Here is a 14,473-nt window from a genome sequence, read left to right as displayed (position 1 = left end):
GGTTAGGAAAGTTTTTCGGAAATCATCTTGCTGACCATACCGGGGTTGGCCTTACCCTTGGTATCGCGCATGATCTGGCCCATGAAGAAACTCATCAGCTTTTTCTTGCCGCCCTTGAAAGCTTCAACCTCATCCGGGTTATCAGCCAGAACTTTATCGACCACAGCCTCAAGGGAGGAGCTGTCGGAAATCTGAACAAGACCTTTGTCTTTGACGTACTTTTCAGGATCAAGACCTTCGCTGAATACATCGCTGAAAATGTCCTTACCGATCTTAATGCTGATGGTATCTTTATCTACAAGCTGAATCAGCTTAGCCATCATTTCCGGCTTAAACCTACACTCAGCCACAGTCATTTCAGACTGGTGAAGTTCGCGTAAAAAGTCCCCCTTGATCCAGTTGACGACCTTCTTGGGAGCATCATGGGTCTCAAGAACAGCTTCAAAATAATCTGCCACATCTTTTTCAGAACTGATAAGTTCCGCGTCATCTTCGCTGAGTTCCATATCATCGATGAAACGGGCTTTACGTTCTGCGGGCAGTTCGGGAAGAGAAGCCTGCCACTCGGCCATCCATTCGTCAGCAATGACCAACGGTACGAGATCCGGGTCCGGGAAGTAGCGGTAATCGTGTGCTTCTTCCTTGCCGCGCATGGAGTGCGTGGTGCCTTTGTCCGCATCGTAAAGGCGGGTTTCCTGAACAACCTTCTCGCCGTCTTCGATGAGATCGATCTGGCGGGCAACTTCATAGCGGATGGCTTTATGAATGTTGCGGAAGGAGTTGATGTTCTTAATCTCCGCGCGGGTACCGAATTCTTCCTGACCCACGGGACGAACGGAAATGTTTGCATCACAACGAAAGGAACCTTCTTCAAGGTTACCGTCACAAATGCCGAGGTAAAGCAGGATGGAGCGCAGGGCCTTGAGGTAAGCAACAGCTTCATCAGCATTGCGCATATCCGGCTCACTTACGATCTCGATGAGGGGCACGCCAGTACGGTTCAAGTCCACGAAACTGGCATTTTCCGCAGCGGAGTGAATATTTTTACCGGCATCTTCTTCCATGTGGATACGGGTAATGCCGATGCGCTTTGCAAATTTTTCGCCGTCAGCATCTTCATAAGCGATATCGAGATGACCATGCTCGCAGATGGGCAGGTCAAACTGGGAAATCTGGTACCCTTTGGGCAGGTCAGGGTAAAAATAGTTTTTACGGGCGAAGATGGATTTCTGGTTCACGGTGCAATTGGTAGCCAGCCCCATCTTAGCGGCATATTCCATGACCTTTTCATTAAGAACCGGAAGCACACCGGGCATGCCGGAACAGACTTCACACACATTCTCGTTAGGGTCTTTACCGAACTGGGTGGAACAACCGCAGAAAATTTTAGTCTTTGTCTTAAGCTGGGCGTGAACCTCAAGACCGATTACTGTTTCAAACATAGTCATTATATATAAGCTCCTTATGAGATGCCTTCGGCGACCCTGCCGGGGCCTTAAACTCTTTTGCAAAAGGGTTTAAGAATCCCAAAACCTTTTATTACGGCTTCGCCGGGGTTGGCGTAATATTTTCTGTTAAATATGATTTATCTGCGCAGGGCAGATTTACTTATCAATAAATATACAGGCACATGGGTTTTCAAATGATGCGCCGGATACTTAAATTGGTTCCCGGTCCCGATGTAGTAGTCGAGCCGTGCCCCTTTGATTGCCTTCCCGGTATCCTGTGCCAGCCCTACACCATTAACTCGGCGGGAGGGGCGGCCCCGTTTTGGATAGATATCCGTACGAAAGCCCACAATGGAACCGAGCGGAATCAGCTTAGGGTCCGTGGCAAGGCTGACCATTGATTTGAGTGACTTGCCGATGGCGGCCTGCGGCTGCCCACGGGTCACCTTAAAAAAGATATAACTCTCGTTCTTGGCCATCAGCTCCCACATCTGCTTGGGATGCTTAAGCAACCATGCCTTGATTTTTTCACGGGACAATTGACTCTTCTTGAGCACTCCGCTGTGAAGCATGATACTGCCCAGTCCCTTGAAAGACCTGCCGTTGCTGCCGCTGAAAACAGCGGTACGCAACCTTCCGTCGGGAAGACGCAAAACACCGCCCCCCTGCACATGCATATAGAACAGATCCACGGGGTCTTTGAGCCATGCGACTTCAAGTCCACGCCCGGCGAGAACCTTATTCACATCAATTGCCCGGCGGGAATGATACGGGAGTATCTTGCCGTTTTCAACCCGGTAAGCCTTGCGTAATTGCTCCGACCACGGATGAGTCTGCCCCGGACGCGCTTTACGCAAATCGGGAGGAAGCCTGTATACCGGATATTTATATGGGCCTTTTTTGGTCAGGCTGGCCTCAATAACCGGGGTATAATAACCGGTCATCTCGGCGCCGGACTGGAGTTCATACCAGACAAAATACTTGCCAAGCAACTCCGGGTTTCGGTCCAGACGGGGCAACAACCTTTCAAGATCTTCCAATGACTTACGCAGCTGTCCCCAAGTGAGCCTGAGTTCTTTACGCCTAAGGGCCAGACCGCCGGAAGGATTGCGCTGCACATATTCAATAGACTTACGAATCTGCGGACCGAGATCGCGCCATGTACGCATACTCTGGCTTTTTATGGATAACCTGCGTGCAGCCAAGGTTGAAGACTGCTCCGGCAATTTGGAATAGCGCACCGGCCCGGCGACAAATTTTCCGCTGTCCTTTTTGCTTTTCCAAACCTTGGTTTTTGTACGCTGTGAAACAACCCGCTTTTTAGGAAGAGTGCTGACCTTGGTCGCGCACCCGCAAAGCAATGCTGAAAACAGGCAAAAAACCACCAGTAACCTAATGATGGAAATATTTTTTTTCATTTTGATTTAAGACTCGATGACCACGTCGCTGAATCTTCCGACTCCGTATTCGCGTCGTCTCAGAAATTTATCAGAACCGGGACCGATAATCTGTAACTCGCGGTGTCTGCGCTGGACATCCTGCGCAATATGCATTTCCTTGGTGCACCCGGTGGAATATGTTGAATCCTTGCCCGCCCATACCGGGGGAACTTTTTCGCCCATAAGTTCAAAGCTCTTCTCGATATCAGCATAGGTCTGGAAACGCCAGATAGTTATAAAGCCGCTACGCTGAACTTTTTCCCACATGAACATGAGATCATCGGCGTCCATGCCTTCTTCAAAATGTTCCGCCGGATTGATGATATAAGTATCGGCAAGCCGGTCACGCAGATGGCCCACAAAAGTATTCAAAACCTTAATGGCCGTATCAACCTGACCGGGAATGCTGCCCACGATGGCACTATAAAACATTACCGCTTTGCGTTCACTGCGGGCCTGCTGCATTTCGGCAATTATTTCATTGGCCTTGGCGGAAATACCCGCCTCGGTAAATTTATTGACCTTAGGCGACTTGGCCTTGAATTCAAGCTTGAATTCGCCTTCAAGGTTGCGATAATAGCAAATAATATCACGGGTAAAAAGATGGGTATTACCGATAAGTCTGCGCCTGTTGCCCCACCCTTTGGCAATAATCAGGTCGGATTCCTTCCATGCCCTGGCAAAAGTAACGCTGCACCGGATCAGGTTAAGCCGCTCCCGCGTGCCGTCAGATATGACCACAAACGGATTCTCCCGCAAACTGGCAAGTAGATCATTCTTGGAGATTCGCTCTTCAGAAATAAACCGGGCATCCTTGAGGGCTTCTGCCAACTGGTGATTACTCTCACGATCCCAGAATGTAGGTGAATCAAACCAGAAACCTTCTTTCAGGGACAGAATAACGCTATGTCCCTGCCGCAGTAAAGATTTGATCATCAGCAGGTCGGCCATCAAGCCCCCGGTTTCATCCGGGACAAAAAGAATTTTCAGACCGCCTTCGTTACCGTGAAAAACCTGACGCACCGGAGAAAAATCAATCTTATCCCGCGAATACATCTTTGAATAAAGCTTGTAATCTTCCCCAAACAGGGCCTGACTCCACTGGTCAGGAAGACTGGAAAGCCGGAAAACCCGTTCCAGTTCAATCATATCCAGCTCAAAGCGCATATCCGCGAGATTTTCGCATTCCGGCACCGGGTAAGGGCAGGATTCCATGGCCTGTTTGAAAAAGTCACTCTCAACAAAAGCCTTGCCCCGGCTGAAGAGCAATTCCTTGCGGTTACGGTAAGGATCATCCAGACCGCTGCGTGAAAGAAAAATAGTGATCATGTTCTTGAGCAGGCGCAGAGGAATCATGATGGATGAATCAAGGGCCTGCCTGAACTTGTGGCGGCAAAGATTAAGAATCAGCCTGCGCTGGTAACGGTCGGAAACATGATTTTTGACCAGCTTGACCAAAGCCCGCCAGACAAAAACATACACATCAAGCAAATCCTCTTCCAGCCCCGGAGTGACCAGCCTGTTGAACTGCCAGTCCGAGCAGGGGGCAAAAACCTGATTATCATCAAGGGCAACCATAAAGCGCAATTGTTCCGGAGATGCGTTTTTAACCGGATCAATAATGGATTCCAAGTGGTTGGCGGTCATAAAATGAAGAAGCCAGGCATCAAAAACCGGATCTTCCCCGTACTCGAGATCTTTAATAGATGTAAAATCAGGCAGGATACTCACTGATGGGTTACTCCGTAAGAAAGCCTTTGCTTCTCAATTTTTCAAAAAAAGTGTTGCTGCGAATACGGGCCAGTATGAGGTCTTTCTTATGTTTGGAAATAATCACCCGGTATCCCACACTCAACGGGTAAGGCACACGTCCGTCCTCGGTCAGGTAGACGTCACCGGATGTTTCCCCGATGTCAATGGTCAACGGGGTATCCACAGGCAGGACCATGGGCCGGATACCATTAAGAAATGGACAAACCGGGGTAACACACATGGCTGCAAGTTCCGGGTGAACAAGCGGCCCCCCGGCGGATACGTTGTATGCTGTAGACCCTGTCGGTGTAGAAACAATCAGCCCGTCAGCGCGCAGATTCCTGATCCACTGCCCCTTCTGACCGATATCAAGAGAAATAATTCTAGCTACAGCACCACGGGAAATCACCAGATCATTGATGGCTACCCCGCGGGCAACAATACCGTTTCCACGCTGGACTTCGTAATCAAAGGCGGTTCGCGGAGAAATATCCAGTTCATTGCTGAAAAATCTTTCCAGCGCGGTTTCCCAATCTTCAGGAAGGACCTCGGCAAGAAATCCCACCCGGCCATGATTGATGCCCAATACCGGAACTTCCCAATCAATAACATTACCGGCAACGCTGATAAAAGTGCCGTCTCCGCCAAGAACCAGCACCAGCATGGTATTTTCCCGGTATGCGGAAACATTGATCCGTGCCGGGGGGTAAGGATGTTCGACAATATCGGAATCCACACCACGCAAACTGAGCCAGCGTGCGATTTCCCCACCCAGTTCAGCTGCGGAGCCTCCGCCGGACTTGGTAACTATTAATACAGAACCTTGACTATCTGACATAGATAACTCTCCTATTAGAAAGAGGCCCAAGATTCAACTGTTTGCTGCTTTTTAAAAAACAAAGAAAATAATCAGCCCCCACTATACTTTTTCTGGGACCAATTTTAAGCTTATTTTTCTATCCACTCATAACTATCTGAAAAATGTATAAAATATATTTATTTTTTTTCCTAAACTCCCCTAAAGAATATATTGAAACCAGCCGATAAAGGGTATGAGGAGGATTATGTACAGTGGCTCAATACCCTGCTGAAATACGAAATATGCTGCGCACCTATGGAAAGCAGCTGACCAGTGCCAAGCGACTGGCCCGATTCAGGCGTGCCCTGAAGAGGTCCGAGTCTCCTGACACGGTCACTATTTCACGGCAGGCAAGGCGTCGCGAGCTGGTAGAGAAAGTTTCCCGGGAAATTATCGAAAATCTCATCGTCTCGGGTAATGAAAATCCGGTAGTGTCCGATATATTAGAACAGCTGGAACTTGATTTCGGTGATCGCTATGTTTTCGAGTACCCTCTCGACGGTAGCGATGTGCAAGTTCTAAAAGAAACCCCGGAAGGTGTTTTTGATTTACCGCGCGATGAAAAAGCGCAGGTCATGAACAGACTCTGGGAGATCACACTGGACAAGGTAGACCGGACCATGCTCTGATGCATCCCGCTCAACATAACCTCAAACAATTGTAAATTTGGTAACCCCGGGGGGGATTATGAAGATTAACCAGTATAGCCAAACCCCTCTCAAGGCCTACTCTGACAACCGGGCAAAGGATGTTGCTGGCAAGACCCAGAACCAGCAGCAGAGTTCCACCGCCACCCGTGACGTGGTGAATGTCTCGTCGCAGGCAAAGCTTCTCGGCACAGCACGTCAAGCTGCCACCGACAGCCCGGACACCAGAGAACAAAAGGTAAGAGAACTGAGAGAACAGGTACGCTCAGGTACATACAAGCCGGATATCCGCAAGACGGCCATGAACCTTGTACGTGATGAAGTTGATTTTTTAAGATAAAAAGAAACGGTGAAACCCGTTTAAGGATTCCACCGCTCAAGTGTTTTAAATATATGGGAACTTCCCCACACAGCTGCCCCGGCAACGTTTCTACGCAGATTAATCGTTCGCCGGGCGGAAGTGTGTCGGATACTTGGAGTCCACCTGCGGAATCTGCATGCCGCGCCTTGCCTCGGAGTTAATGACAATCGGTCCACCGAGATTAAGAGTCGTTTCGTTGGGTCTTCCCGGAGGAATGGTAACTGTTACCAACACAGCAACCTGACGAACATTTTCCACTCTTAAAATTCTTTTCTCCGCTTCGTTTAAACGAACTTCGTAATCGTCCATGAAGCTATAGGGATCAGCCACCAGCAGCCCAAGGCCCGGATCTTCGAGACTCTGCAACAGGAGAAAGGGAGAGTCCTCGCTAAGCTGAATCAAAGCGAAATCCCTCTTATCGTCAAAGCCGATCAATCCACGGGAAAAGTAAATGATACCTTCTTCGGTAATCTCTCTTTCCCCGATACGGGTCCTGATTATTTTTTGTCTTTCTTTTGCCATAACTCGGTCGCAGCAAGAAGGTCCTGCTCTGTGTTTTCAAGCGCCAAACGGTTCTGTTCTTTAATCTTGAGGTAAACCTCTTCCCTGTAGACAGTAGTTTCAGCCGGTATTTCAAGGCCCAGCTTAACCTGACGGCCTTGCACGCTTAATACCGTGATCTTTATGTTGTCATCCAGGTAAAGGGCTTCCCCCGGTCTCCGGGTCAAAATAAGCATATCAATATGTGTGTAAATAATCCTTTTGGATCGTTTCTGCTTTAATCGAAAACATCCGCCACCATGGAAAACATTTTCAGCACTTGGTAACTAGTAGCGCAAGATAGCCCCTGCGGGCAAGCACAACTATCTACATTTAAATAAATTTTTTATACATAATTGAGCAGGTTCATCTTCATGATCATGGAAGAGCTCTTAAGCACAGCCTCGTATACGATCTGCTGCTGGGAAAGCTTGGTCATGAGTTCTCCCACATCCACATCCTCAATATGCGAGATACGTTCCTTTTCGTTCAGTTCAAGACCGGAAAGGACCTGATCCGCGACCGCAAGCCTGTTCTCCCTGCCACCCACATCAGCAGCCTTGGTCAATACGTGCTTATGGGCTAAATTCAAACTGTCAATACACTCCTGTACGCCGCTCTGGTTGTTTGTCTCCAGAAAGGCCACAAGATTACCCATGGTTTCAAGCAGGTTCTGTGTAGACGAGCTGCCATCACCCGTGAGCGTACTGTTATTGTTAAAAACAACACTGGCCCCGGTTGCGCCGGGCTGCTGGTAAACACCGCCGAAAATATCCTTACCGACATCGTTGATACGCACAAATTCATTTTCCTGAATCTGCACATCCATTGCCGCAGTATCAGGATGAACCAGAAACTGTGCCCCTGATCCTAAAGCATTTGAGCCACCATTTGAGTGGATGGTCAGGGTTCCGCCGGGAATGGTTAATACCGCATTGGAAGTAACACCGTCAGCAGGCTTAACATTACCGCCGACCCAGCTGACTCCACCATCGAGACTGTAGGAATACTCTATCTGGCTGGCCAGATCAGTGGTATTATCAATACGGACAACCACATCTTTGGTAAAATCACCTTCAGCCTGATTCAAAGGACCGTTCAGGGCGGTATTCAATCCGACAACATTAGTTTCGTCTGCATCATCCCCCATGTACTGGGCTGTGGGACGGACCCACATCCATGTACCGGAAGAATCGTTGGTATTGTCAGCTGCGTTGGCAACCACCGGAATATTGACCGCAGGAGTACCGAGATCAAAATCCATGGTCACGCCGTCAAAATCCAAAGAAGTCGCACCTGCCGCCAAAGTCTTGGTGGTGAAAGTCTTTCCGCCGTCCTTGGAATAGCGGTAATCAAGATCAGCACCGCCGCCGATATCGCCGGAGTCAAGAAACTGGACAACTATGGTCTTATCCGCACTTCCGGTAATGCTGAAATTACGCGAAGAAACATTGGAATCATTGGTGGTCATCCAGAGCTTTTCAACAAAGGCATTGTCTTCCACCTTGTGCCCGGCATAAATACTCTTGCCTTCGTATTCTGTGTTAGCAAGAGACACCAGCTGCTGAAAGAGCTGCCTGGCTTCGTAACTGATCTGTTCCCTGTTGTCAGCGGTGATGGTTCCTGAAGCACCCTGCTCCGCCAATCCCTTGACCCGGGTAATAATAGTTGAGACCTGAGTCAGAGTGGAGTCTGAAAGAGAAAGCCAACCTTTGGCAGTATCAATATTATCCCGGTACTGCTTAACTGTAGCCAGAGTTTCGCGATGATCAAGAATACGGGCCATGCCCACAGGATCATCCGAAGGCCTGTTCACCTTCTTCTGAGTCTGTGCCTGAATATTGGTATCCACCAGATCGGTCAATGACCTGTTCATATTGGACACATATGTGTTGAAAAGCATTTGCTGCGATACTCTCATAGCCTTTCTCCCTCAGCCTTTTAAAATAAACCTTAGTTCTTCATCCCAAGCAGGGTCTGAAGCATCTGGTCAGCGGTTGTGATCAGCTTTGCAGCAGCAGTATATGAGTGCTGGAACTTGATCAGGTTACTCATCTCTTCATCAATATTCACACCCGACACAGCCTGCTGCTTATCATTAAGATCCGATGCGAGTGTTGTTTGAAAATTCTTATTGAACTTTGCAGTTCCGGTATCAGCACCTACAACAGCCACTGTGCCGTCGTAATACTCAACCAGAGTCTGCTTGGTGGTACCGTCAAATGATGTGGTGATATCCAGATCGGTCATCCCCATTTGCTTCATCTTAAGGGCATTGGTGTTGTCACCTTCGTTAGCCTCACCAGCACCGTTAACATGCCCGGCATTGATAAAATCGATATCTCCGTTGACTCCGCCGTTAACCGCAATGTCCGATGCTTGAGAACCGGTGAAGTAGGTGTTCAAGCCAAGAGCCGCAGCCAGACCGGAGGTATCGGTTCCCATCTGAAAATTATATCCGTTTTTAGCGGTAATATGCAGTTTATGGTTCACGATGGAAGCATCCACATAAGTACCGAAACTATCATTGATAGCCTGCTCAACATCCTCAAGAGAATGGGTTGCAGGATCAAAAGGCTGCACCCCGGCAGTACCGGAATCAAAATCGATTGGGCCGGAAGTTTCCATGGCTCCGGTAGTGGAGTTATAAAAATACATCATGCAGTTACCGGACTGGAGCCTGTCCGCAAAAGGAAGACCGGAGGTACCGCTGCCAAGGGCCGCGCTATCTGTGGTGACCCCGTAGGTTCCTTCCAAAGAAGTATGGGCCTTGAGTCCGGCACCCTGTGAGTGGATACGGTTGGTCTGCCAGACGAGTTCCTTGGTCAGGGCGTCCATGCGTTCCTTGTATCTGCCCACTGCGTTATCACGGAAGTTGAAATATCCGGACAATGAACCGCCGGTAACTCTTCTGGTGTTGTCCTGCCCTGCGAAGTTGATCTGCGGAGTGATATTCTCCTTGGTGGAGGTATTTTCAACCCAGTACAAAGCACTCTTGGGCACGATGTTAAACTTATCACCCACGGACATATTGTTAGCGGGCGTAGCAGCAGCGTCTGAACCGGTTCCGAACCAGATCTTAAGATCGTCGACCTGAAGGGCTCCGGTCTCAGCATTGGCGGCAAAAGTTTTTACGGTACCGTCGTCATTTTTAAGCCAGGTTGTTCCGCCGTCAAGGGAGACCCTGTATTCAGCAGGGGTTGCACCGCCGACACCACCCGCTGTGACACATTCCAAAGTGTATTCAAACTCGCTGGTGCCGTCGAAATATGCCTTACCGTCAAAATTGGAAGCCGGGGTCAGGTTATTCTGGCTCTGCGGTCCGTCGTAAGAAAGACTGAAGTGCTTATCGCCGTCCACCAGAGTCTGTCCAGCTCCGGTGGTGATGGTGATATCGCCCCTTCCGTTATCGATCATCTTGGTATCCATGATCTCGGAAAGATCACGGATCAAAGTGGCCCTTTCATCATAAAGGGCATTGGGATTGTTCTGCCCGTCAACCTGCTCCACATTGATGCGCTGGTTGATCTCGGCGATACGAGTCATAATATCATTAGCCTTGCTCACATCCTGCTTGATGTAATCCTCGACCTGCTGCTGATAGCGGGTCATGTCGTTCTGCATGGAGTGCAGGGAATTGACAAGGTTAGTGGTATCACTAAGCAATTGCTGACGGGAAGCAGCATCGTTAGGACGCTGACTGAGCTCCTGCCAGTCATTGAAAAATTTGGTCATGCTTGAGTTAAGGCCGTATCCTTTGGATTCATTAAAAAGGGATTCCACACTGCTCAAAGTGTTATAAAGGGTATCCCAGCGTTCACGCTTGGTGGCCTTATCATTGTAGCTGTTCTCTACAAACTGGTCGAAGTTGCGGTAAATTTCAGCAGCACGAACACCGGTGCCGATCTGGCCCGGATTGTAGTTGATGCTGACCCCTTCCTCAAGGCGCACATTACGGCGGGAGTAACCTTTGGTGTTAACATTGGAAATGTTATCACCGGTTACTGAGATAGCCGACTGCGAGGCAAAAAGGGCCCCTGTGCCCAAATTCAGAAGAGAGTTAACACCGGGCATTACAGCCTCCCGTTAATTAATGTAGCCTGAGGCTTGGGATTGGAGTAGCGACCACGTGCCGAGTAAACATTCTTTTCCTTGGGAGTTATTTCCTTATGCAGAAAATCCAGCATGGAAGAAGACTGTTCAAGCAGGGCCTGAGCCAGCTGATGATTCTTGGTGGCCTGAATGCCGCATTTCTGTTCGTGATCATCAATCTTGGCAAGTAACTTTTCAATATCTTTACGCTGCCCATCCTCGATGGCGGGGAGAATCTGACCGAGCCTTTGAGCCGAAGGGTCAAATTTTTGAACAAAAGATCTCATGGACATGCGCTCTGCGGAGATCTGTCTCATAAGCTCCTGAATTACCAGTTCAACTCCGGTAACCCCGTGCGGATCTTTGTTCATAAGCAGGGAAAATTCTTCCTGAAGAAGCATAGAGAGCAGCAGGACCGCCTTTGACTGCCTGTCAAGATTTGCCTGTATAAGCTTGATCATTTCCCTCTCCTCCCTACTTAATAACCTGATATTTATTGAATTTTATACTTTTCTAAGACTTCTTAACAAAACTTTAATTATATACCAGCAAGTTTCCTGCCAATTTCCTCAGCAGTTACGCCCTGCACATAAACTTTTTTGTCATGTTCCTGCTCAATCTTACGGGCCAACTCTTCAATCTTAGCCATAGCCTCGGTCCTGCTGATGGGAGCGGATGGCGCAGAAGTAGCGGAACTGGTAGGATTCTCACGGGCTGCTTTACGTTCCACACGCTGCTCGAAACCGAAATCCTCATCTTCAAGAGATATTCCGGGTTTAGGCAGAGGAATCCCAGGAACTCCGTTCGCACCACCAGCGTTAACGGCAGCCAGATGAGTACCGCGGACGGACCCCTGACGCCCTACCTCATCAAGAGTTTTCAATGCAGTGGAATTACCTGTTCCCGGCAGGGTGGCTTTGCTGGCATTTTCAAGCTTGGCGCGCAACTGGTCATAGAGCATGTCGCCCAGTCCTATACCGCCGCCCTCAGCCAGTTTTTCAGAGAAATCCTTATCGAACATGGCAGTGTACTGCTGCTCGTAACGATTGCTAAGGTAACCGCTCTTGGGTACGTTTTTACGCATCTGCTGCCAGATCTTACCCATAAAGACTGCTTCGAATTTCTTACACGCATCGCGCAGGGCCTTTTCCTGATCATCACCACCTGAAAGGCGGTCATTCAGGGAATTAAGCTTACGCTTGAATCCCTGCAATTCCTTGCTTTCTGCTTTGGCCTGTGCGTTGGCAGTATTCATTGTGCTGTCTATCATCTAAAACAACCTCCAGTTAATACACGGCCTGAGTCCTAACGACTGTCGCAACCGCTTTGAATCCATTTTTGCAAATTGCGCACCACATACAACATACAACTGAAAACATTGACTTAAACACTCATCCCACAAACCTAAATTCTTATAAAAAGTCGACCTTCACCCTGCCAAGTCAGGACTTTGACTGGACTGCTGTAAATTAAATCTTTTCTAAATAAAAAAGCCCGGCAGGTTAATGCCGGGCTTAAAGTTGATCGGTAATGCCGTTTTAATTAAAAACCGAATTTTCTAAAAACAACAACACTTTGCTTTTTTGCATCATGCGCCAACTCTGCTGAATGTTCTTTGTAATGACTGATCCCTTTCACTTGTAACGCATTATACTCCCGGAGCGTTGCGTCTAGTTCCTTTGAGACATATTCTGTCAAGGCTTTCCCTATCTCTGCTTTGTCGCCGGTAAGCTTAGCAGCGTATTCTTTTACCTTCATCATAGTTTTAAATTCCCGCACAATCTGTTCCATTCTGGAGACATCTTCCATACCAGAATAGGAAGTCTGCACTTTAGACCCCTGAGATGTTAATCCAATTGAACTTGGAGTGTATGTTGTGCCGACGACATAACAATCTACACCTTCTTTAATGCCATTAACAGGCTCTGCGCTTCCTATAGAAACAACATCGAAAGAAAAATACGAAGAATCTTTCATTACAGACCCTGAATAAATATTTCTAAGATTAGGAGTTCCATCCTTTTCAAAATACCCGGAACTATGAGCACCGTCATCTTCTGTTGATTCTTCACCCAGATCAGACCTTTCATCTCCGTCAGGACCACCTACTTCAGATCTAAAGGAACCGTCATCGCTAAAAGAACCATCCCAATCAGCAGGAACATCTCCATAAGATTCAGTCACCCAAGCACTCTTGCTAAACCCCTTCAACTCTTCCAAGCTTGGGTCACGCTGAAATAAGGCTCTATATAAAGATCTCAACTTTTCAAGTTCTAACGTTTTTAAACCATCGGCAACGAGATCCTCTTTATCGTCCTTTGTCACTTCGTCCCAAGGCAGGCCATCGTAATAATCATCGCCTTCATCAAAAACCTTATCCTGAATATTTACTTCACCCTTTGTGCTGACAACAACAGTTGTAGCAGTCAGCGACTTATCAAGTCTTTCAACTTCACTTTTGAGTATCTCATCCATAACTTCATAATACTTTTCTTCGGACATCGGCTCCTTGCCGACAGTTTCAAAGTTATAGCTCGGCTGCTCACCTTCATACTCTTCAGCAGAAAACTCATGACCCTGAAGCGAAATCAACAGAACCGCTCCCGAGATATCGTCAGTGAAAGAACTGTATATATCCGCCAAAGCGACTTTGGGATCAGCTTTGGTCATGGACGGGAGAGCCAGAAAAACACTCAGACACAAGCATACAACGAATATTATTTTTTTCATGGCGAGACCTCCTTCTTCAGCACTGCCTCAAACTCGGCAATGCGAATGTTGGTAAGCCCCACAAGCAAAGCTATCTGATCATGAAGATTTTGCTGCAATACCTTCTTTGAACGACGGACTACCGTTGACTTGAGACTTCGCCATCTGCGCTTACGTTTCACGTCATTCTGGACCTTCCTGAAATACGAGTTGAAAAGATCACTATGCTCATCCTGAGCGTATGTGACCGCTTCCGAAACGGTCTTGAAATCATATGTTCCGCCGAATTTTTCCACGGCCGTATCCATTACCGCATTAATGTAAGCGGCCAGCTTTTCTTCCCGCGCATCACTGGCATTCGCCATTCCGAACGCCAATAAAAGCACGGATACGACTGCCAACATTAAGACAACTCTTTTCATGGCTCATCCTCCTTGTATTTCAATACAAAACCCACAAGACCAGATTTCCTGTCAGGATCTTTCACAACCGCCGCACCTTGACTTAGATACATAATCACCATTAAGTCATTTCAATAATATTTCCAATTAAAAATTGACCCTGAAGAAAAGTAAGATCAAACAAAAACCCGGAGAACACTTCTGCTCTCCGGGTCGGTTGATTCA

14 protein-coding genes are annotated in these 14,473 nt (G+C 48.0%); 2 read left to right on the top strand and 12 right to left on the bottom strand.

From position 1 onward, the window contains the following. Positions 1 to 2: 2 nt before the first annotated feature. The 4 genes from gatB to FMS18_RS01905 form a co-directional block, all read right to left on the bottom strand. Entirely contained in the window at positions 3 to 1,448 is a 1,446-nt protein-coding gene (gene gatB / locus FMS18_RS01920; RefSeq protein ID WP_163292067.1) for an Asp-tRNA(Asn)/Glu-tRNA(Gln) amidotransferase subunit GatB, read from the bottom strand. A gap of 137 nt (positions 1,449 to 1,585) precedes the next feature. After that, entirely contained in the window at positions 1,586 to 2,866 is a 1,281-nt protein-coding gene (locus FMS18_RS01915; protein WP_163292066.1) for an MltA domain-containing protein, read from the bottom strand. A 6-nt stretch (positions 2,867 to 2,872) separates the two neighbouring features. Then, a complete protein-coding gene (locus FMS18_RS01910; protein WP_163292065.1) occupies positions 2,873 to 4,618 on the bottom strand; it encodes an ARMT1-like domain-containing protein in 1,746 nt (581 codons plus the stop codon). A gap of 7 nt (positions 4,619 to 4,625) precedes the next feature. Beyond that, the gene (locus tag FMS18_RS01905) at positions 4,626 to 5,477 is read right to left on the bottom strand and encodes an NAD(+)/NADH kinase (protein WP_163292064.1); all 852 of its coding nucleotides are present in this window, start codon (positions 5,475 to 5,477) and stop codon (positions 4,626 to 4,628) included. Between the two features lie 233 nt (positions 5,478 to 5,710). Here FMS18_RS01905 and FMS18_RS01900 point away from each other — a divergent pair, with 233 nt between their 5' ends. Both FMS18_RS01900 and flgM read left to right on the top strand, forming a co-directional pair. Continuing rightward, the gene (locus tag FMS18_RS01900) at positions 5,711 to 6,127 is read left to right on the top strand and encodes a DVU0524 family FlgM-associated protein (protein ID WP_163292063.1); all 417 of its coding nucleotides are present in this window, start codon (positions 5,711 to 5,713) and stop codon (positions 6,125 to 6,127) included. A 58-nt stretch (positions 6,128 to 6,185) separates the two neighbouring features. Continuing rightward, positions 6,186 to 6,485, top strand: coding sequence for a flagellar biosynthesis anti-sigma factor FlgM (gene flgM / locus FMS18_RS01895; protein ID WP_163292062.1), 300 nt, complete (start codon positions 6,186 to 6,188; stop codon positions 6,483 to 6,485). Between the two features lie 99 nt (positions 6,486 to 6,584). On the opposite strand, the gene fliW is transcribed toward flgM, so the two are convergent. From fliW to FMS18_RS01855, 8 genes are all read right to left on the bottom strand, one after another. Further along, a complete protein-coding gene (fliW, locus tag FMS18_RS01890; RefSeq protein WP_163292061.1) occupies positions 6,585 to 7,028 on the bottom strand; it encodes a flagellar assembly protein FliW in 444 nt (147 codons plus the stop codon). After that, complete coding sequence (gene csrA / locus FMS18_RS01885) at positions 7,004 to 7,243, bottom strand: carbon storage regulator CsrA (RefSeq protein WP_136673030.1); 240 nt, start codon at positions 7,241 to 7,243, stop codon at positions 7,004 to 7,006. Before csrA ends, fliW begins: the two co-directional genes overlap by 25 nt. A gap of 149 nt (positions 7,244 to 7,392) precedes the next feature. Continuing rightward, the gene (gene flgL, locus FMS18_RS01880; RefSeq protein WP_163292060.1) at positions 7,393 to 8,967 is read right to left on the bottom strand and encodes a flagellar hook-associated protein FlgL; all 1,575 of its coding nucleotides are present in this window, start codon (positions 8,965 to 8,967) and stop codon (positions 7,393 to 7,395) included. Between the two features lie 32 nt (positions 8,968 to 8,999). Continuing rightward, entirely contained in the window at positions 9,000 to 11,120 is a 2,121-nt protein-coding gene (gene flgK, locus FMS18_RS01875; RefSeq protein ID WP_163292059.1) for a flagellar hook-associated protein FlgK, read from the bottom strand. Then, positions 11,120 to 11,599 carry a flagellar export chaperone FlgN gene (gene flgN, locus FMS18_RS01870; protein ID WP_163292058.1) on the bottom strand — a complete coding sequence of 160 codons (480 nt, stop codon included), beginning with the start codon at positions 11,597 to 11,599 and terminating at the stop codon, positions 11,120 to 11,122. The genes flgK and flgN overlap by 1 nt, the downstream gene beginning before the upstream one ends. 77 nt (positions 11,600 to 11,676) lie before the next feature. Continuing rightward, entirely contained in the window at positions 11,677 to 12,408 is a 732-nt protein-coding gene (locus FMS18_RS01865; RefSeq protein ID WP_163292057.1) for a rod-binding protein, read from the bottom strand. A gap of 272 nt (positions 12,409 to 12,680) precedes the next feature. After that, positions 12,681 to 13,868 carry a hypothetical protein gene (locus tag FMS18_RS01860; RefSeq protein WP_163292056.1) on the bottom strand — a complete coding sequence of 396 codons (1,188 nt, stop codon included), beginning with the start codon at positions 13,866 to 13,868 and terminating at the stop codon, positions 12,681 to 12,683. Next, the gene (locus FMS18_RS01855) at positions 13,865 to 14,269 is read right to left on the bottom strand and encodes a hypothetical protein (RefSeq protein ID WP_163292055.1); all 405 of its coding nucleotides are present in this window, start codon (positions 14,267 to 14,269) and stop codon (positions 13,865 to 13,867) included. The genes FMS18_RS01860 and FMS18_RS01855 overlap by 4 nt, the downstream gene beginning before the upstream one ends. Between the last annotated feature and the right edge of the window lie 204 nt (positions 14,270 to 14,473).

It is taken from the genome of Desulfovibrio sp. JC022, assembly GCF_010470665.1.
Lineage (GTDB): Bacteria > Desulfobacterota > Desulfovibrionia > Desulfovibrionales > Desulfovibrionaceae > Maridesulfovibrio.
Note: the sequence above shows the minus strand (reverse complement) of the source record. Positions and strands in the feature narration are given on the sequence as shown.

Coding starts and splice junctions, on each gene's coding strand:
- gatB (WP_163292067.1), bottom strand. CDS start 1,448: ATGACTATGTTTGAAACAGTAATCGGTCTTGAGGTTCACGCCCAGCTT.
- FMS18_RS01915 (WP_163292066.1), bottom strand. CDS start 2,866: ATGAAAAAAAATATTTCCATCATTAGGTTACTGGTGGTTTTTTGCCTG.
- flgN (WP_163292058.1), bottom strand. CDS start 11,599: ATGATCAAGCTTATACAGGCAAATCTTGACAGGCAGTCAAAGGCGGTC.
- fliW (WP_163292061.1), bottom strand. CDS start 7,028: ATGGCAAAAGAAAGACAAAAAATAATCAGGACCCGTATCGGGGAAAGA.
- FMS18_RS01860 (WP_163292056.1), bottom strand. CDS start 13,868: ATGAAAAAAATAATATTCGTTGTATGCTTGTGTCTGAGTGTTTTTCTG.
- flgK (WP_163292059.1), bottom strand. CDS start 11,120: ATGCCCGGTGTTAACTCTCTTCTGAATTTGGGCACAGGGGCCCTTTTT.
- flgM (WP_163292062.1), top strand. CDS start 6,186: ATGAAGATTAACCAGTATAGCCAAACCCCTCTCAAGGCCTACTCTGAC.
- FMS18_RS01855 (WP_163292055.1), bottom strand. CDS start 14,269: ATGAAAAGAGTTGTCTTAATGTTGGCAGTCGTATCCGTGCTTTTATTG.
- flgL (WP_163292060.1), bottom strand. CDS start 8,967: ATGAGAGTATCGCAGCAAATGCTTTTCAACACATATGTGTCCAATATG.
- FMS18_RS01865 (WP_163292057.1), bottom strand. CDS start 12,408: ATGATAGACAGCACAATGAATACTGCCAACGCACAGGCCAAAGCAGAA.
- csrA (WP_136673030.1), bottom strand. CDS start 7,243: ATGCTTATTTTGACCCGGAGACCGGGGGAAGCCCTTTACCTGGATGAC.
- FMS18_RS01905 (WP_163292064.1), bottom strand. CDS start 5,477: ATGTCAGATAGTCAAGGTTCTGTATTAATAGTTACCAAGTCCGGCGGA.